Source organism: Spirochaeta lutea (genome assembly GCF_000758165.1).
Taxonomy (GTDB): domain Bacteria; phylum Spirochaetota; class Spirochaetia; order DSM-27196; family Salinispiraceae; genus Spirochaeta_D; species Spirochaeta_D lutea.
Window position 1 is genome coordinate 89,074 of record NZ_JNUP01000049.1, and the last position, 17,591, is coordinate 106,664.

15 protein-coding genes are annotated in these 17,591 nt (G+C 54.8%); 13 read left to right on the forward strand and 2 right to left on the reverse strand.

The annotated features are described in order from the left end of the window. Window positions 1-55: 55 nt before the first annotated feature. On the reverse strand, window positions 56-3,424 hold the full coding sequence (locus DC28_RS06275; RefSeq protein WP_037546959.1) for an ATP-binding protein: 3,369 nt from the start codon (window positions 3,422-3,424) through the stop codon (window positions 56-58). Between the two features lie 189 nt (window positions 3,425-3,613). Between DC28_RS06275 and DC28_RS06280 the strand changes: the two genes are divergently transcribed. The 11 genes from DC28_RS06280 to DC28_RS15380 all read left to right on the forward strand — a co-directional run bounded on the left by DC28_RS06280 (window position 3,614) and on the right by DC28_RS15380 (window position 14,182). Then, window positions 3,614-4,744, forward strand: a complete 1,131-nt coding sequence (locus DC28_RS06280) for a hypothetical protein (protein ID WP_037546961.1) — start codon at window positions 3,614-3,616, stop codon at window positions 4,742-4,744. A 111-nt stretch (window positions 4,745-4,855) separates the two neighbouring features. Further along, complete coding sequence (locus DC28_RS06285; protein ID WP_037546962.1) at window positions 4,856-5,791, forward strand: ACP S-malonyltransferase; 936 nt, start codon at window positions 4,856-4,858, stop codon at window positions 5,789-5,791. A gap of 177 nt (window positions 5,792-5,968) precedes the next feature. Further along, window positions 5,969-7,252, forward strand: coding sequence for a beta-ketoacyl-[acyl-carrier-protein] synthase family protein (locus DC28_RS06290; protein WP_037546965.1), 1,284 nt, complete (start codon window positions 5,969-5,971; stop codon window positions 7,250-7,252). Window positions 7,253-7,256: 4 nt separating this feature from the next. Then, on the forward strand, window positions 7,257-8,003 hold the full coding sequence (locus tag DC28_RS06295) for an SDR family oxidoreductase (protein ID WP_037546967.1): 747 nt from the start codon (window positions 7,257-7,259) through the stop codon (window positions 8,001-8,003). Between the two features lie 37 nt (window positions 8,004-8,040). After that, window positions 8,041-9,270 (forward strand): hydroxymethylglutaryl-CoA synthase family protein, encoded by a 1,230-nt coding sequence (locus tag DC28_RS06300; RefSeq protein WP_052078542.1) that lies wholly within the window; start codon window positions 8,041-8,043, stop codon window positions 9,268-9,270. A gap of 1 nt (window position 9,271) precedes the next feature. Further along, a complete protein-coding gene (locus tag DC28_RS15375) occupies window positions 9,272-10,141 on the forward strand; it encodes an enoyl-CoA hydratase/isomerase family protein (RefSeq protein ID WP_052078543.1) in 870 nt (289 codons plus the stop codon). A gap of 70 nt (window positions 10,142-10,211) precedes the next feature. Continuing rightward, window positions 10,212-10,958 carry a polyketide synthase gene (locus tag DC28_RS06310; protein ID WP_037546969.1) on the forward strand — a complete coding sequence of 249 codons (747 nt, stop codon included), beginning with the start codon at window positions 10,212-10,214 and terminating at the stop codon, window positions 10,956-10,958. A gap of 22 nt (window positions 10,959-10,980) precedes the next feature. Then, the gene (locus DC28_RS06315; protein WP_052078544.1) at window positions 10,981-11,796 is read left to right on the forward strand and encodes an SDR family oxidoreductase; all 816 of its coding nucleotides are present in this window, start codon (window positions 10,981-10,983) and stop codon (window positions 11,794-11,796) included. Between the two features lie 47 nt (window positions 11,797-11,843). Continuing rightward, window positions 11,844-12,092, forward strand: coding sequence for a phosphopantetheine-binding protein (locus DC28_RS06320; protein ID WP_037546970.1), 249 nt, complete (start codon window positions 11,844-11,846; stop codon window positions 12,090-12,092). Between the two features lie 271 nt (window positions 12,093-12,363). Further along, a complete protein-coding gene (locus DC28_RS06325) occupies window positions 12,364-13,641 on the forward strand; it encodes an aminotransferase class I/II-fold pyridoxal phosphate-dependent enzyme (RefSeq protein WP_081942009.1) in 1,278 nt (425 codons plus the stop codon). Window position 13,642: 1 nt separating this feature from the next. Next, complete coding sequence (locus tag DC28_RS15380) at window positions 13,643-14,182, forward strand: 3-hydroxyacyl-ACP dehydratase FabZ family protein (protein ID WP_052078546.1); 540 nt, start codon at window positions 13,643-13,645, stop codon at window positions 14,180-14,182. A gap of 330 nt (window positions 14,183-14,512) precedes the next feature. Here DC28_RS15380 and DC28_RS06335 read toward each other — a convergent pair whose 3' ends face one another. Beyond that, window positions 14,513-15,808, reverse strand: a complete 1,296-nt coding sequence (locus tag DC28_RS06335) for a beta-ketoacyl-[acyl-carrier-protein] synthase family protein (RefSeq protein WP_202962961.1) — start codon at window positions 15,806-15,808, stop codon at window positions 14,513-14,515. A gap of 54 nt (window positions 15,809-15,862) precedes the next feature. Between DC28_RS06335 and DC28_RS15385 the strand changes: the two genes are divergently transcribed. Together DC28_RS15385 and DC28_RS06345 are read left to right on the forward strand one after the other, a co-directional pair. Further along, window positions 15,863-16,573, forward strand: a complete 711-nt coding sequence (locus tag DC28_RS15385; RefSeq protein ID WP_202962962.1) for a 4'-phosphopantetheinyl transferase family protein — start codon at window positions 15,863-15,865, stop codon at window positions 16,571-16,573. Between the two features lie 10 nt (window positions 16,574-16,583). Continuing rightward, complete coding sequence (locus tag DC28_RS06345; RefSeq protein WP_037546972.1) at window positions 16,584-17,558, forward strand: NAD-dependent epimerase/dehydratase family protein; 975 nt, start codon at window positions 16,584-16,586, stop codon at window positions 17,556-17,558. The last annotated feature ends 33 nt before the right edge of the window (window positions 17,559-17,591 follow it).

Consider the following 17,591-nt stretch of genomic DNA (forward strand, 5'->3'; position numbering starts at 1 on the left):
TTACTCATTTTAGCACCATACAGTCGGCAGCAGACGCCTCAGTTGAATCCCAGAATCAAGCCCAGATTTCATCCAAGAGACCGAAGAGGGTATCCCTCCGGATGGGTTTGCTTAGGTAATAATCCGCGCCGTGGGACAAAAACCGTTTCCGATCCTCGGGAAAGGCGTGGGCGGTGAGGACACATACCCGGGCTCTTAGTTCCCCCGGTTCTTTTTTGCGCATGGCAGCGATCACATCCATACCGTTCATTCCCGGCAGCCCCACATCCATGAGAATCAGATCAAAGGGTTGGAGGGAATCTATAGACCTCTGCCACTGTTCAGCCGCTGCCAGGCCGGTTCCTGCCTCGGTAATAATCATGCCCTGAGCGCTCAGTAACCGCTGGATGTACAGCCTGTTAATGGCCTCGTCTTCTACCAGGAGGACCCGCCGCCCCTGGTACCGACCGGGGGAAGGGGTGAGCTCGGCGGTTTCTGGGGACTGGGCTGGAGGGCGGCCTGCCTGGGGTTCGGGGCGGGAGATTCCCGGGGCAGGGGTGACGGGGGACGCGTGTTCGGGTACGTCGGGAAGCTGCTCCCTGGGCGGATCATGGCGTTCCAAGGGAAGTTCAACGAGGAAGGTGCTGCCCCTGCCGGGTTTGCTGTCCACGGAGATTCTACCCATCATGAGGTCCACCAACCCCTGGACAACCGCCAATCCCATACCGATTCCCTGGTGGGTTTTGGTGTAGGGGTTCTCAAGCTGCGCAAAGGGCTCGAAGATCCGGGAAATCCCAGGATTGTCGATGCCGATCCCGGAGTCTTGAACCTGAATCTCAAGACCGTGTTTAGCCCGGATTTCCAGGCTGACATACCCGGAGTTGGTATACTTAATCCCGTTGGTTAATAGGTTTAGGGTGATTTGACTGATGCGCTGCTCGTCTCCCACCATCCAGACACCCTGAGTCTCATCCCTGTATCGGAGATCCAGGTTTTTTCGTTCTGCCAGTCTCTGGACCTGATGGATGCAGGTTTGGGCGACCCGGCTTGGCTGGAAGGGTTTCGGGGTAATGCGAAGACTATGACGGGACAGGCGGTTAACATCCAGAAGATCTTCCACAATAGCGAAGAGATTCTGTCCGCTCTGTTCCAATAATTCCAGATAGTTGGTGGTTTCCTCGTCGTAGTCGTGCTCCTGGAGCAGACTCAGCATCCCCAGAATACCGTTTATCGGTGTTCGCAGCTCATGACTGACATTTGCCAGGAATTCCTCCCTGGTCTTATTCGCCGCCTCGGCTACCTCCTTAGCAGCCCGCAATTCCATGAAGGTCTGCCGGAGCTGGGTAACATCCCGGGTCAGGGTGGCGAACTGACCCGGGCTTGCCTGGTAGGCGGAAACCTCAAAGTACCGGCCCAGTTCCCGGGCATAACTCTCAAAACAGATGCTTTCCCCCGTCAAGGCCACCTTCCCGTATTCCTCAATCCAATGCTTCTCGGTTCGGGGAAGGATTTCCAATACAGTTTTTCCCACCACCGCAGCGGCAGGCATTCCCAGAATCCCCTCCATAGCAGGGTTCACCTCTAAAAACCGGTAATCCACCGGTTCTCCTCGGGTATTCACGATGATCTCATGCAGGGCAAAGCCCTCGGACATGGTGGAAAAAAGCAGCCGGTACTGATCCCGGCTCGCCCGGAGCTGCTGTTGGCGCTGAAAGTCCCGGGTATTGTCCTCAACCGCAGCTATGGCGCCATCAAAATCCCCCGAGGAATTCTCCAATGGGGCGATGTTCACCCCTAGGACCCGTTCCCGGCCCTCCATGCGTACCTGGATCCGGAGATCATGGAGGACCGTCCGCTCCCGTTCAACCTGCCAGAAGGGAAGGTGATGCGCCTCGAGTTCCGTACCGTCGAGACCCCGAACCCCCATGACGGGGTCGGATAGGGGGGATTGGCCTCGGGAGATTCCAAGGATCTCCCGGGCCCGGGGGTTAGAATACACGATCCCGCCCTGGGTATTCAGCACCACAATCCCCGCGGGGCTTGTGAGAGCCAGCATCTCTAACCGCCGGCGCTCGGATTCCAGGTTTCGTTCCATTTGGAAGTGCAGAACCAGCCCCGCGAAAATCTCCCCGGTGGTGCGCAGCCGGGGTAGCAGGCCTTCTTGAAAGTTGAGGGGGCTGCCGAGATTTACCCCCCAGAGGATGTAGGTGGCTCCCCGGGTTGAGACGAGGGGCAGCAAAAAGGCCCCGGTAATACCCTGGCGTTTCCACCACTTCCATTGACCATCCGTCAGGACAGCTTTTGCCTCGTCCGGAGATGGGACGATGACATCTCTGCCGGCATCTACAATCCCATCCAGCCCGGGAAAGCCCTCTATACGGCTCAGATTTGACAGTTCCGAGCCGGGGTACTGGTAACCTGTCCAGGATTCTATTACCTCCCTGGTTTCATCCACCGCCATGAAGCCCAGGTAGTCCAGGGTCAGGAGCTCTGCCAGCTGTTCGAGGCTTACGGTAAGCCGTGAGGACAAATCTCCTCCAGGTTGAACCAGGTAGGCTGAAACCTGGGCAGTGAGCTGCTCCAGACGGGAGGCCTGGCTTCCCTGTTCACCGGTTCGCGGATTCGAATCCTTCAGGTGCCGGATACGCTCTACCAAGCGTAAGCGCTCGGTGTTCAGGGCGCTGAAGGTTAGCTCGGCCGGGTCCCGGACTCCCCAGCGCAGGATGCCCAGGTGCACGGCGTAAAAGGACAGGGCCTTGAGGGCCTGGGCGGCCATGGCACCGGTTGTTCCGGACCAGGACTCCCGGAGGGGTATGTACAGCGTTGCGGCAAGCCAGGAAAGCACCAGGATCAGTATCATGTACCAGAATAGACTGGTTTTCCTGGCAGTCCAGTACCGTCGGATGTAGAGGACCAGGGCCAGGAGCATTACCCCGCTGATTACAAGGTTGATGTCCCCGAGATCGGCGGTTGGTTCGGTGAGCAGCAGCATCAGGGCCACCAGTCCCAGGCTTAGCAGAGAGGAAAAAGCATGCCAGGTTCCGATGCGGTTGGCCCGGTTCCCGGAGAGCACGGCCGTCAAAATAATTCCCCCCTCCAGACCTCGGCCTGCTATCCATAACGCACCGGAGATTCTTGCATCCACCCCGGGTACACCCGTGAGCAGTTCCAGGTTGCTGATGGTCCGCAGAAGATCCAGCACTCCGACATATCCGTACCCGACTCCGAGAACGAGCAGAAGGCTGCCCCTGAGGTGGGGATGCACCTGATGGGTAAAGGCGGCGATACCCAGGGCTATGAAGATACAGAGAAACTCCAGAAGTAGATGAAAGGTCCGGTGGTTCACCAGGCCTGCTTGTGCAGCGGCCATGAGAATCACCATGACGAGAAAAAGAAATGCGAATTGCGGTACCTGGTTTTTACTTACTGTATGCCGAAGGAACACATCACCCCCTGTTCAAGTATCCACCCTCCGCAAGAGTTCTTCAACTCTAATATTGCCAACAGGGTCAAAAAGCTCCTATACTGGAGGTTCAGTATTCTTGGGCATGCTAAATGCAAAGTAGGGTTGCAATTGGCTACAGTAGAAAAAGTAATTACCGGCGGTGTTTCGCCGGGCTGAAAGGGAGTTTGTATGTCAGAAGTTGTCGTAAAACCGGTTTCCACCAAAAAAGAGATGGACATGTTCATCCATTTTCCCTGGAAGGTGTACCGCTCGCCGGAGTCCCACTATCCCAACTGGGTTCCGCCCCTGCTGATGGATGAGAAACATACCTTCAATAGGAGCCATAATAAGTTCTTCAACCATGCCGATCAGCAGGAGTTTTTAGCCTTCCGGGACGGCCGTGTTGTAGGGCGGATTGCCGCTATGGTGGACTGGAACTATGTGGACTACCAAAAAAAGAAGGACGGGTTTTTCGGTTTTTTTGAGGTGCTGAAGGATGCCGAGGCCGCCCTGGCCCTCCACCGCGCCGCCGAGGACTATCTACGGGAACGGGGTATGGATCGGGTTCTTGGTCCGGTGAACCAGTCCACGGGTCATATCCTGGGGTGTATGATCTCCGCCTTCGATGTGCCCCCGGTTGTCCAGATGGGTTACAACCCTGAGTACTATCAGGAATTTCATGAATCGGCAGGCTATGAGAAGGAGATGGATCTCCGCAGCTATATTATGGATGTAAGCCTGCCCCTTTCGGATAAAATAAAGCGGGTAAGCGAGCTGGCCCGAAAACGCAACGGCGTGGAGGTTCGTAAGGCGGATGTGAAGCAGTGGGCCCAAACCGTTGATGTGGTTCGGGAGATCTGGAACGACGCCTGGACGGATAACTGGGGTTTTACGCCCTGGACGGAAGAGGAATTCGCCGTGATGGCCGCAGACATGAAGATGATCATGGACAAGGACATGGTCCTCATGGCCTATATTGACGGAGAACCCGCAGGTTTTGCATTTCCGGTACCCGATGTGAACAATATCATGATCAATATGAACGGGCGGCTTTTCCCTACGGGGATTTTCAAGCTTCTAGGCGGTATAAAAAAGGTGAAAAACCTCCGGGTGGCTGCCTTCGGGGTGAAGAAGAAGTTTCAGAACAAGGGCGTGGATGCCGCATTCGTGTACGATCTGTACACCCAGGGACAGGCGAAGGGGTATACCGGTGCGGAGTTTAGCTGGATACTGGAGACCAATCAGCGTCTTACCAATATGCTGGAGAACTGGGGAGCGACCTACTACAAGACCCACCGTATTTTTCGAAAACCCCTGTAAGGTGTCGTTTCTTACCGCCGCCTGATTAGTTGAATCTCATTCAATTGTGTGCTACCAATTCAGCAACCCGGGGTAACTCCCGGGTTGCATGTTAGGTGCGAGGAGAGTTGTATGAAAACCTGTTATTTATTTCCCGGCCAGGGAGCTCAGTTTCCCGGAATGGCCAAGGACCTATTTGAATCAAGTCAAACCGTTAAGGATCTCTTTACTGCTGCATCGGATGCCACCGGCAAGGACCTCCGGGCTCTGCTCTTCGACTCATCCGAGGAGGTACTGAAGGTAACCGAGAACACCCAGATTGCGGTTACCCTGGCGAATATTTCAGCTGCCGCCTATCTGTCCGAACGCGGCATCACGGCGGATGCTACCGCGGGCTTTAGCGTAGGAGAGTATGCTGCTCTCTACGAAGCTGGGGTCTTGGGTTTGAAGGATCTCTTTAAGGCTGTGGTGCTCCGGGGAGAGGCCATGGAGAAGGGCAGCCGGGCGAGCGATACTCCCGAGGGTCCGGCGGGCATGAGTGCAGTCATCGGCCTTCCCTTCGAGGAGGCGGCTCCCATCGTAGAATCCTTGGCTGATCAGGGGGTCTATGTGGCAAACCATAGCTCACCCATCCAGATTGTATTAGCCGGAAAGGCGGGCGGATTGACGGCTGCCGAGAAGGCCCTGGAGGATGCCGGGGCTATGAAGGTGGTACGACTCAAGGTTTCGGGGCCATTCCACAGTCCCTTGCTGCAAAACGCCAGAGAGGAGTTTGAGGCCGCTATCGCCGATATTCCCTTTGCTGATCCTAAAAAACCGATCTTTTCCAACGTAACCGGTCAGAGCATTACCTCCGGGGAAGAGGCCCGAAAACTGGCGGGTTTACAGATAGTATCCACTGTGCGGTGGGTGGATAGTATGCAGAATATTCTGGACGGCGGGTATCAACGGGTGCTGGAGGTCGGTCCCGGCACGGTACTGACCGGACTGTGGAAGAGCTTCTACCGGAAACAACGTGCCCTTCCGGCGGGAACAAAGGATTCCATCGAAGCGCTTCTGGAAGCCTAGTAAAGAGTAAAATATCTCCAATACCGGGTCCCGGGGGGTGGGAACCGGGTCCGTCTCAGGAACACGGAGGGGCTTTAGGCGTGCTTAGAAGCCCTGAAATTGGCCTTCGACTGGACAAACCGTGAGTTGTAATTATACTTACCCCATTCTTCAAACCAATGTGAAAGAGGATCATACATGGAACGACGTGTTGTTATTACCGGAATGGGAACCATCAACCCCCTGGGCGACACCCTCCAGGGATACTACGATAACCTGATTGCCGGGAAGTCCGGCGTTAAGCGCTGGGAATCACTGGATTTATCGCCCTGCGAGAATAAGATTGGCGGGGATTTAGGGGATTACGATTTTACGGCCGGGCTTGAACGTTTTAAAGACGCGTTAGGTCCTCAGTATAAGGCGGTAAAGAGGTTATTCCGGAATGCAACCTTCACTTCAAAAATGTCGGTGCTAACAGCCTTAGATGCCTGGAAGGATGCGGGCCTTCTCCATGCCGAGATCGATCCCTTTCAGACCATGACCGTGGTTGCGGGCCATAACCTAAACTCCAACTATATCTACAAGATGGGTCTTCAATACCAGGAGGAACCCGAGTTCATCGATCCCCTGGCAAGCGTAGAGGCTATAGATAACAATGTACCCGCCCTGGTTACCGAGGTGCTGGGTATTCACGGTCCGGCATACACCATCGGCGGAGCCTGTGCCAGTGGAAACCTTGCCCTGCGGGATGCCTTCCGGGATATCAAGCTGGGAGAGGTAGAGCGGGCAGTGGTCTGCGGTGCAGCCTTCGATGTAAGTGCTGCCGATATCATGGCGTCTTCAATAATTAACTCGGTGGTAGTCAAAAAGGAATTCCAGGAAAAACCCGAGACGGGCAGCCGTCCCTTCGACACCCAGCGTGACGGATTTGTATACAGCCACGGATCTGCAACCCTGATTGTTGAATCCCTGGAGAGTGCCAAGGCCCGGGGAGCCAGGATCTATGCCGAGGTGCTGGGGGTTAAGGCCAGCGCGAACGCTAACCACCTTCCTATGCCCGGGGCTGACTACATGTCCTGGGTCATGAAGGAGCTTCTGCGAACCACGGGTACAAAACCCGAGGATGTGGATTACGCGAACTGCCACGCCACAGGAACCCCGGCGGGGGATATGCAGGAGATTATGGCTATTAAGAATACCTTCGGGGAGCATGCCTACAAACTGAAATTGAATGCACCCAAGTCCATGTTAGGGCATACCTGCTGGGCAAGTCCCCTGGTGGAAACCATTGGTGGTATACTTCAGATGCAGCACGGGAAACTTCACCCGACTATAAACATCGACAACCTTGATCCGGAGATAGATCTTGATGTCTGTCCCAATGAGCCTGTAGATTTTCAGGCCCGGATTATGCTGAAAAACTCCTTCGGGTTTGGTGGATTAAACTGCTGTAGTTTAATCAAGATGTGGGAGGAAGATTAGTTATATGGCACAAAATGCCTTTGTAACCGGCGGATCCCGGGGGATCGGCCGGGCAATTGTTTTACGCTACGTAAAAGAGGGCTGGGGCGTGGGGTTTACCTACAATGCCAACGACGAAGCAGCCCAGGAGACCATCAGGCTGGCCCAGGAAATCAATCCTGAACTGCCGGTCCGGTCGTATAAGATGGCTCTGGATAATGAGCAGCAGATCGAAGATGTATGCGATGCGGTGCAGTCCGACTTCCGTACGGTAACGGCTGTGGTGAATAACGCAGCCATTGTCCGGGATAACGCAGCAGCCTTGATGGATAACGACCAGTGGAATCAGGTTATCCAGGCAAACCTCACCGCTCCGTTTTTGGTAAGCAGATCCTTTTTAATGCATTTTCTTTCCAACAGGAAGGGCAGGCTCGTACATATCGGTAGCCTGTCAGCCTACGGAAGCAGCGGCCAGGTAAACTACGCGGCTGCGAAGGCGGGGTTGGAAGGCATGAGTCTGACCCTGGCGAAGGAGTATGGAAAAAAAGGTATTACCAGCAATATCGTGACCGTGGGGTACGTTCCTACGGACATGACCCAGAGTCACATGAATCAGGCTCTCTCGGAATATTGGGTCAAACACTGCCCCCTGCGAAGGGTTGGAACCCCCGAGGAAATTGCCTCCATGGTGTTCTACCTGTCCGGGGACGAGGCAGGATTCATCAGTGGAGAAAATATTCGGGTATCCGGGGCGCTAACCTATTCGGTTTAACCCGGCGTTACAATCACCTATAAAAAGGAGAATACCGATGAATAAGGTCGGCATCGAAAAGTTAAATGTATACGGTACATCCATGTACCTGGATCAGCGGGACCTCGCCGTGGCCCGTCAGAAGGATCCTGCCCAGGTTGTGGAAGATTTTCTGATCCACACCCGCTCTTTGAATCCCCCCTGGGAAGATACGGTTACCATGGGAGCGAATGCTGCCCTGGCTATGCTCAGCGAGGAAGATAAGAAAGACATCGGAATGCTCATCGTGGGCACCGAGGGTTCGGTGGACTTTGGAAAGCCGATATCCACGAATATTCATAAAGCCTTAGGGCTCGGACCGAATGTCCGGAACTTTGAGACCAAATTCGCCTGCTACAGCGGGGTCGCTGCCCTGGATGTGGCGGTTAACTGGGTGGCTTCTGGGCTAAACCATGGAAAAAAGGCTCTGGTTATTGCCACCGACTTTTCCCGGGCCCACCTGGATACCAAGGAAGAGTTTGTAATGGGCGGAGCCGCCACAGCTGCTCTTATCTCCAGCGATCCGAAGATTGTTGAGTTCGAGACCCAGAAAAAGGGGACCTGGTCAACGGATATCTACGATACCTTCCGTCCCAGCGCCACCGCCGAGGTAGGCAACAACGAGGTAAGCTTGTTCAGCTACATGGATGCCGCCAGCGGTTCCTACGAGAACTACCTCGAACACAATCCCGATTCGGTGGATTTCGACACCTATTTTAAGTATTTCATTTACCACACTCCCTTCCCAGGGATTGCCTTCCAGGCTCACCGGACCCTTTGCCGGGATCATGCGCCGAAGAAGAAGGCTGAGCTGAAGGCAGATTTCGAGAAACGGGTCATTCCGGCCCTACAGTTTGCCAAGCGGGTTGGGTCTACCTACGGAACCAGCAATTTTACCGGACTTGCCAGCCTGATTCTCCATGCCGACGATCTGAACGCCGGAGACCGCCTGGCTCTTTTTGCCTACGGATCCGGTGCGATCGGTGAGTTCTACTCAGCTATTGTTCAGCCCGGTGCCCGGGAGGCTCTGGAGGCGATGAAGATTTCTGAAAAACTAGATGCCCGCCGGAAGTGCAGTGTGGAAGAATACGAGTTCATCGAGAATTTGCGGGAGACCTACGTGGAAAACCCCGATCTTGAGCCCGATTTCTCCATCCTGAATAACTGGTACAAAGAACACTACGAGGGCAGCGGTCTGCTGGTCCTGAAGAAGGTGGATAACTGGTACCGAACCTACGAGAGGGCGTAAGATGTCTGGAGGTGCTGTGGGCTACCTGGTAGAGAGCGGGCTTGGTATTCTGACCATGCAGGACGGTACGGGAACGAACCGTCTTGACGGGCCCTTTCTGGAGCAGCTGCTTTCCGGGATAGAGTCCGCCTACGCCGATGATTCGGTTAAGGCGGTTCTGCTGCGCAGCGGAGAGTCTGCCTTCTGCCTTGGGATGAACCTTCAGGCCCTCCAGGGCAGCCTGAGCCGGGACGGCGCCTCCCCGGGAGGGCGGGAGCAGCGCGGTCAGGCTGTGGCTGTGTACGGTAGGCTGTTAGAGCAGCTGCTCTTGGGTCCTAAGCCGGTCATCGCCCTGGTAGAGGGGGCCGTGAAGGCCGGCGGCATGGGGATTACCGCCGCCTGCGACATCGTTATTGCCCAAGAGGAACGTGCAAGCTTTGAGCTCTCCGAGGTACTCTTCGGCTTGATACCAGCCAATGTGCTGCCCTTTCTTATGCACCATCGGATCAGCCCCCAGCAGGCCAGGTATTTAATCCTCTCGGCTAAGCAGCTTTCCGCCCAGGATGCCCTGCATCTGGGTATTGCGGACGAGGTGTATGCCGCTCCCGAATTGGAACGGGGATTAAAAAACCTGCTAAAAACCATGATGCGGGCTGAACCAGGTGCCCTGGCTGCTGCAAAGCGGTTTATCGGGGCCCATATTCAGAGCGGATTTGATGAGTTTCGAGATGCAGCCGAGGAAGAGCTGCTGTCTCTCATGGAGCGGCCCCAGGTCGGCCAGGGCCTCCAAGCCTTCCATGAGGGGGATATGCCGCCCTGGTTTGACCGATTCAAGGCTAAAACGGCCCTCTCGGGGGCTGCACGCCAGGGTGACGGCGGGGTTCAGGCCTAGCATGGTAGCCCGGGACTGTTGAGCAGCCTTGAATGAACCAGCGCCGGGGTTTAGATGAGAAGGAAACCAAATGAGTAAACGTGTTAGTCATTATATCGAAGAAAATGGGATAGCCCATATTCAGATGCACGACCATGAGGGCAAAAACGTATTTTCCCATGCCTTCGTGGAAGATTTTCTGGTGGAGCTTGATGCGGTTGAAAAGGCAGAGCCCAGGGTTCTGATTTTAGAGGGCTTGGATGATGTGTTTTCCGGGGGCGCCGATAAGGAAAGCCTCATGGACCTTGCCCATGGTAATATTGTGGTCCGGGATTTGGTAATCAGCGAACGCTTAATTAATACCCGGTTCCCGGTGATCTCCGCCATGAAGGGACATGCCATGGGCGGCGGTCTGGTTATTGGGCTCTGCAGCGATATTGTCATTGCAGCCCGGGAAAGCAGGTACGGGGCGGTTTTTATGACCATGGGGTTTACCCCGGGGATGGGAACCACCACCCTGTTGCCGACCCTGGTTGGGCCGTTCATTGCCAACGAGATGATGTTCACCGGTAAGCGGTTTAAGGGTAGGGAGTTAGCGGAAAAGGCCTGCGGTTTTAACTACATCCTTCCCAAGGATCAGGTCCAGGCCAAGGCCCAGGACGTTGCTTTACAAATCGCCGAGCGGAATGTAAAATCCGTATACCTCTTAAAGTACACCCTCAGTGCTCCTAAGAAGAAGCTTCTGATAGATGCCCGTCTGCAGGAAGATATGATGCATACCATTAGCTTCGGGTATCCGGAGACCAAAGAAATTATTAATGATTTATATGCCCACTAGGGGCCGGAACAAGGAGCGGTAAGTGATAACGATAGATTTTAGCGGAAAATCAGTACTCATAACCGGAGGGACGAAGGGAATCGGGCTTTCCACAGCTCTGAATTTCGCCCAGGCCGGGGCTCAAACCTATTTAACCTACAAGTGGGGAAGTGCGGATAATGATCAGCTGATGGCCCAGTTTGATGCAGTTAATGGTCCCAGGCCCATCCTGTTACAGGCCGATGTATCGGTGGATGAGGATACCGATGCTCTGCTGGAGAAGATTGCCGAGACCAGCCCCCAGGGTGTGGATATATTCATCTCCAACGTGGGATACGCTGCGACAATGAAAACCCTGGACAACTACAAAAAGCGCAGTCTTTTCAAGACCCTGGAATATTCCACCTGGCCCATGATAGAGTACACCCGGAAGATCCAGAAGCGATTCGGTCGATACCCCGAAAAGGTCGTGGGAATTTCCAGCGACGGCCCGGATCATTATTACCGGGGATACGACTATGTGGCTGCCAGCAAGGCTCTACTGGAGTTCTTCGGGAAGTACCTCTCGGTTCACCTCTTTGAAGAGGGTTCACGGGTGAATGTGATGCGCTTCGGTACGGTTAAGACAGAATCCTTTACTGCCATATTCGGTGAAGAGTTCTTTGAGTACTTGAAGAACGAGGGTGTTTCTGAACAGATGATTCTCACCCCCGAGGCCTGCGGTAAGGCGGTATTTGCCCTCTGCAGCGGGTTTATGGATGCGGTGAACGGGCAGGTGATCAATGTTGACTATGGCCTGCCTTTCCAAGATAATAGCATGATGCGTTACCTGAACTGGAAAGAAAAGCAAACCCAGTAAGCGCAGGATAATAAAGACCTTACCAATCGTAAGAAAAGGAGTTATTAATGACCAAAGCAGAGGTTATTGAGGTAATTAAGAAGAATATCGTTGAGAACCTCGACGATGTTGAGTTGGATGAGATTGATGTTACTAAGTCAATGAAAGACTACGGTGCCAACAGCCTTGATATTATTGAGGTTGTTTCCTGCTCCATGCGGGATCTTGACATCAAGATTCCCCGTTCAGAGCTGGCAGACATCGGTGATATTGACGGACTTGCTGAAAAGTTCATGCAAAACATCGGCGATAACTAAGGGTTTTACACCCCTAAGGCCCGGGGTCTATGAATGGTCCCGGGTTTTTTCGTACTACCATCCGTTTTCCGTCACGCATTGGTATAGACCGGTTCGCGACGGAAGGCTCGGCGGCGCGTCTTCCCTCGGGTGTTCACGACTGGGCTCTGAACAGTGACTCGGGTGCATCCTTACGGGAGTGCTATCCGGTCTCCGGACCACTGGAATACCCGCCGCCGCGTTCCTGTTCAGACATGTACCATGATTCCGGGGCAGGGGCGGATATTTTTCCATGAATAAGGAACGATTTACTATGTCTGATGTAACCAATTTTAGTCTTGCAGACTTCCATTACAATGATAATCCGGATGTTCTGTCTCCCCCTGAGGATTTTGAGTCCTGGATCAACAACCCCACCGTGCAGCGGGCCTTTAGCTTTACCGGACAGCAGCTGCTCCGGGCTCCTTCGGCGGAAACGGAAATCCTGTCTAATCTCGACGGAAAAAGCCGCCGGATGATTAACATGACCAGCTACAACTATCTCGGTCTCTCCACCCACCCCGAGGTGCTTCAAGCCGCGAAAGAGGCGGTGGACAAGTACGGTATGAGTTCTTCGGGTGCACCCTTGGTATCCGGCACCCTGGATATCCACGTGAAATTCGCCGAACAGCTTGCGAAACTGAAGGGTAAGGAAGCTGCGATGATCTTCTCTTCGGGGTACGGCGGTAATGTAGGCGCCCTTCAGGGGCTTATGCGGAAGGGAGATGTAATCGTTTTCGATGAGAAGGCCCATAAGTCTCTGATTGACGGGGGAATTCTCAGCGGGGCGAAGATGCTCTTCTTCGATCACAACGATATGACCAGCCTGGAACAGATGCTCGAAAAGGCAAAGGGGAAACGTACCCTTATCTGTATTGAGGGTGTCTATTCCATGGACGGGGACATCTGTAAGCTCCCCGAAATTGTCGAGCTATCCGAACGCTACAACGCCCCGATCTACCTGGACGAAGCACATTCGAGCCTCATGTTCGGTGAGAACGGAGGAGGTATCGGTGAGTACTTCGGTATGGAGGATAAGATCGGCATTAACTACGGTACCCTCTCGAAGAGCTTCGGCGGGGTAGGGGGCTTCATTGCCACGAAGGCTAACCTGATAACCTACTTGAAGGGCTATGCCTCGAGTTGGAATTTCAGTTGCGCCCCCAGTCCGCCGGTTGTTGCCGCCCTCACCAAGGCCCTGGAGGTAGCTACCCGGGATAGTACCCTCCGAGATCAGCTCTGGTCGAATACGCGGTACATGAAGGAGAATCTCGAAGCCATGGGCTTGGATTTAGGCGGCACAGAAAGCCAGGTTATTCCGATTATTATCGGAGCCAGCGGGGAGCGGCTGTTCACCTTTGCTGAGCAGATGCAGCTCCGGGGATTGTTCCTCCAGCCCATTGATTATCCGGCAGTACCCGCCCATGCCCGGCGGTTTAGAATCTCTGTTTCTTCCCAGTTCTCTCGGAAGGATATGGATGAGGCGCTCAACATTATAAACGACGTTATTGCGAAGGGATTAAAAAAATAACATGGACGCCCTGGAGCTGGAAAAACTACTGAAAAAGCACCGTAAAAAGTTGTTATTTGATCCCGCAGACGTATCCACCCCCTTGGATCTGGACACATCTGCGATTCAGAGGATCATCCCCCACAGGGATCCTCTGCTGTTTGTTGACCGGTTGACGGGCCTCGATCTCCAGGAGGGACGCATCGTGGGACAGAGGACCTTGCACGCCTCCGATCCCGTGTTTCAGGGACATTTTCCCGAAATGCCCCTGTATCCCGGGAACTTCACCATTGAGATGATCGGGCAGCTGGGACTATGTATGTACTACTTCGTCTCTCAGGACCGGACCGAGTTGGGGGATGATGCCAGGCCGGTACCGGCCAGAGCTACCCGCATTGCCGGAGCATACTACCTGGAACCCATTGAACCCGGGAAAACCGTTACCCTTCTGGCTCAGAAACTGGATTTTGACGGGTATTTCGCCAGCATGATCGGTCAGGCCGTGGTAGACGGCAAGGTGGCGGTAGTCACCATCGGTGAAGTCATCATTCTGGAGGATTGAAGCAGGGGGAGGCAGAGGAGCCTACCAGCTTAGCTTAGGGCAGAAGTAAAAACAAAGACCCCGGGACCGGTTCTGAGAACCAGCTCCGGGGTTTTTTCGTGTGATCATACACTGGGGTGTAGAGGATTCAAAGGGCGATCAGGGAATGGTGCGGCTCCAGGAATCGGGGTTCGGGCTGCCGATGGGCTGGGTTCAATCCCCTGGCCATTACCCACGGGACTACCCAAGGATGGGGAACCCTCCCCGCCTGGAAGCCACACAGGAGCGGGTACCGGACGGATCCGGCAGTTTCCCGGAACCCCGAGGGTCAGCCCGGAGACATTCTTCGGGCTATTCGAACCTGCTGAAGATCAGGGTTGCGTTGTGGCCGCCGAAACCGAAGGCATCGGAGAGAATGTGATAGATATGTTTCTCGGTAGGCTCTTTTACTACGTTCAGGTTTATATCCGGATCCTGCTCGAACTGGTTAATCGTTGCGTGGATGACACCGCGTTTAAACGCCATGATGGCGGCTATGGCCTCCACGCCCCCTGCAGCCCCGATGAGATGTCCGACCATGGATTTTGTGGAGTGTACCATGACCTTCTGTGCAATGGTGCTGCCCAAGGCGCGGTTTATTGCAGTGGACTCGGCTTGATCTCCCACGGGAGTAGAGGTGCCGTGACAGTTGATAAGATCAATCTGATCGGTATTGAGTTTGGCCATATCCAGGGCGGCGGTAATCGCCCGGGCCGCTCCCTTGCCCTCAGGATGGGGAGCCACAAGGTCATGAGCATCACTGGTAAATCCGAATCCGGTTACCTCTGCATAGATGGTTGCACCCCGTGCCTTGGCATGTTCCAGCTCCTCCAGAACAAGCACCCCGGCGCCCTCCCCCATGACAAAGCCATCTCGATCCTTGTCGAAGGGCCGGCTGGCAGTCTGGGGATCATCGTTCCGGCGGCTCAGGGCGCCGATGTTTCCGAAGGCGGCGATTCCCGGTATTCCGGCTACCGCCTCGGTGCCCCCGGCCACCATGGCATCGGCCATGCCCATTTTAATAAAGTTAACCGCAACCCCCAGAGAATGGTTGCTGGAAGCACAGGCCGAGCTGATGGCGAAGCTCGGCCCCAGGAGGTTATGTTCTTGGCTGAGCAGGGCCGAGGCGCTGTTGGAAATAGCACCGGAGATGTAAAAGGGGCTTGCCATCTCCATTCCCCGGTCCTTGATCCGGGGAATCTGGTCCCAATGGGTCATGAGACCCGCATCACCGGTTCCGATAACCACACCGCAGCGGTGCCCCATGCGTTCGGTGTCCAAACCCGAATCGCGGATGGCCTGAACACCGGCAATCTGGCTGAAGGTAATAAACCGGCCCAGGCGGCGCATCATTTTTCTGCTTTTAAAATAATCTGCAGCGTTTTCCGGAAGATCGACCTCAGCAGCAATTTTTACGTGGTACCGGGAAAGATCCATGTTCTGAGCAATGCGGGTTCCGCTTTTACCTGCGGTAAGGTTATCCCAGAATTCGTCCACGGTATTTCCGATGGGATTAATGGTTCCGAGTCCCGTAACGACGACCCGGCGTTCAAATGGATTTATGCTGCTCACCTCTGTTCCTCCGTCAGCTGGTTCTAAGATTTGCAAAATCCTACTATACTTTGGGCAATAAATCAAATTACCGCACCCCGGTGTGCACCCGTGAAGGAATCTGACATGACCATCGGCGATATTCCCCTTGAGATTTCCCTGATTCAGTATCATGATGAGGATCCGGGCAGCTATCAGCATCTTTTAGACCAGGGTGATTTGAATGATTTGCGCAACCTGGCAAGTCCCCGAGCCTTTCGGGAGCTGGGCTGGCGCAGGGCCATGCTGCGGAAAACCCTGGCAGAACGGACCGGTCAAGCCCCGGATCGCCTGGTTATAATCAGGGGAGATCATGGTAAGCCCAGACTTGAGGGGGCCGATATATCCTTTAATGCCTCCTACAGTACGGGGCTCTTGGCCCTGGTTATGTATCCCGGGGATGCCGGGGAGGTAGGGGTAGATATTGAGTTTCTGGATCGCCGGGGAGGAGACAACCGGATCCGGCGCCTGGGTGAGGTGGTCCTGCAATTCTTCGGACAGGACGAACAGCAGGTTCTGGGCGAGACCGGACCGCCTGGCTGTGATGCCTGGCTTGAGGAGTTTTTTCGGCTGTGGACCCGGAAAGAGGCCTTGGTGAAGGCCTGGGGTGAGAGCATCGGTAGTCATGGATTGTTTACCACCCTGGATAGTCCCGTATTATGGCAGGGAAGGGCCTGGTGGACCGGAGATTCGGTGGTAACCAGAGGGTCGGATCGATGGTGGTTGGGGGTAGCCGGATCCGGACCGATAACTATGGATACCCGAAACTATAGACTAGTATGAGAAGGTACCTATGATACTTGTAACAGGTTCGACTGGGTTTGTCGGGAGGGCGCTTTGCCGTCGGTTGGCTGAGTTAAATCTGCCCTTTCGGGTGCTGCTTCGGCCCTCCAGCGATCCCAGCAGAGCTCCAGGGGATGCAGCCGGTCAGGTATTTGCCGATCCCGGCGATGTTGATTCTCTCGCAGAGGCAGTGCGGGACGTGGATACCATCGTGCACTGTGCAGGAGCGTTGGTTGGCAGGGAGTATGATGACTATTACCGGGGGAATGTGCTGTATACCCAGAATCTTCTGGAAGCCCTTAAGCGATCAGGCACGATAGTGCAGAGGTTCGTACTGATTAGTTCCCAAGCCGCCGGGGGTCCGGCCTCTCCCGAGGGCGAAGCCGAGGTAACCGAGGACGACAAGGCTCATCCCATTAGCTGGTACGGCCAGTCAAAGTTCCATGCGGAGGAGGTGCTCCGGGCAGGGGCGGTTCCCTACGTTATTTTACGGCCTGTTCCTGTCTACGGACCGGGGGATAGGGAGTTCCTCACGGTGTTTAAGATGGCGAACCGCGGACTCATGGTTACCCTGGATGACGGTCAGCAGCTGGTTAATATGGTATATATTGATGATCTTGTGCAGGCTATTCTGCTGGGGATAAACAGCCCCAGGGCCAACCGGACCTACTTTGTTTCCGGTCCCGGTTTCTATTCCCAACAGGAGATACTCAATACCTGCAGGAGGGTTGTGGGGCGCGAAGCCTGGCTTGTGTTTATTCCGGCCTGGCTGGCCCGGGTAGTCGGCGGGGTGAATTCCCTGGTGGGGCGGTTATTCGGACGGGTTCCCCTGGTGAACCGGGATAAGATCAACGAAATGCTTCAACGCCGGTGGCTCTGTTCTCCCCGGCGGATCAAGGACGAACTGGCCTTCTCAGCCGCCGTTGATCTAGAGGAGGGGTTTCGACGGACCCTCGCCTGGTACCGGGAGCAGAACTGGCTTTGAATCACCCCGGAATGAATCGCCCTAGGTAGAACA

Bases quoted from the DNA above. Each gene is read 5' to 3' on its own strand.
- DC28_RS06280 (WP_037546961.1), top strand. From the start codon at position 3,614: ATGTCAGAAGTTGTCGTAAAACCGGTTTCCACCAAAAAAGAGATGGAC.
- DC28_RS06285 (WP_037546962.1), top strand. From the start codon at position 4,856: ATGAAAACCTGTTATTTATTTCCCGGCCAGGGAGCTCAGTTTCCCGGA.
- DC28_RS06290 (WP_037546965.1), top strand. From the start codon at position 5,969: ATGGAACGACGTGTTGTTATTACCGGAATGGGAACCATCAACCCCCTG.
- DC28_RS06295 (WP_037546967.1), top strand. From the start codon at position 7,257: ATGGCACAAAATGCCTTTGTAACCGGCGGATCCCGGGGGATCGGCCGG.
- DC28_RS06300 (WP_052078542.1), top strand. From the start codon at position 8,041: ATGAATAAGGTCGGCATCGAAAAGTTAAATGTATACGGTACATCCATG.
- DC28_RS15375 (WP_052078543.1), top strand. From the start codon at position 9,272: ATGTCTGGAGGTGCTGTGGGCTACCTGGTAGAGAGCGGGCTTGGTATT.
- DC28_RS06310 (WP_037546969.1), top strand. From the start codon at position 10,212: ATGAGTAAACGTGTTAGTCATTATATCGAAGAAAATGGGATAGCCCAT.
- DC28_RS06320 (WP_037546970.1), top strand. From the start codon at position 11,844: ATGACCAAAGCAGAGGTTATTGAGGTAATTAAGAAGAATATCGTTGAG.
- DC28_RS06325 (WP_081942009.1), top strand. From the start codon at position 12,364: ATGAATAAGGAACGATTTACTATGTCTGATGTAACCAATTTTAGTCTT.
- DC28_RS15380 (WP_052078546.1), top strand. From the start codon at position 13,643: ATGGACGCCCTGGAGCTGGAAAAACTACTGAAAAAGCACCGTAAAAAG.
- DC28_RS06345 (WP_037546972.1), top strand. From the start codon at position 16,584: ATGATACTTGTAACAGGTTCGACTGGGTTTGTCGGGAGGGCGCTTTGC.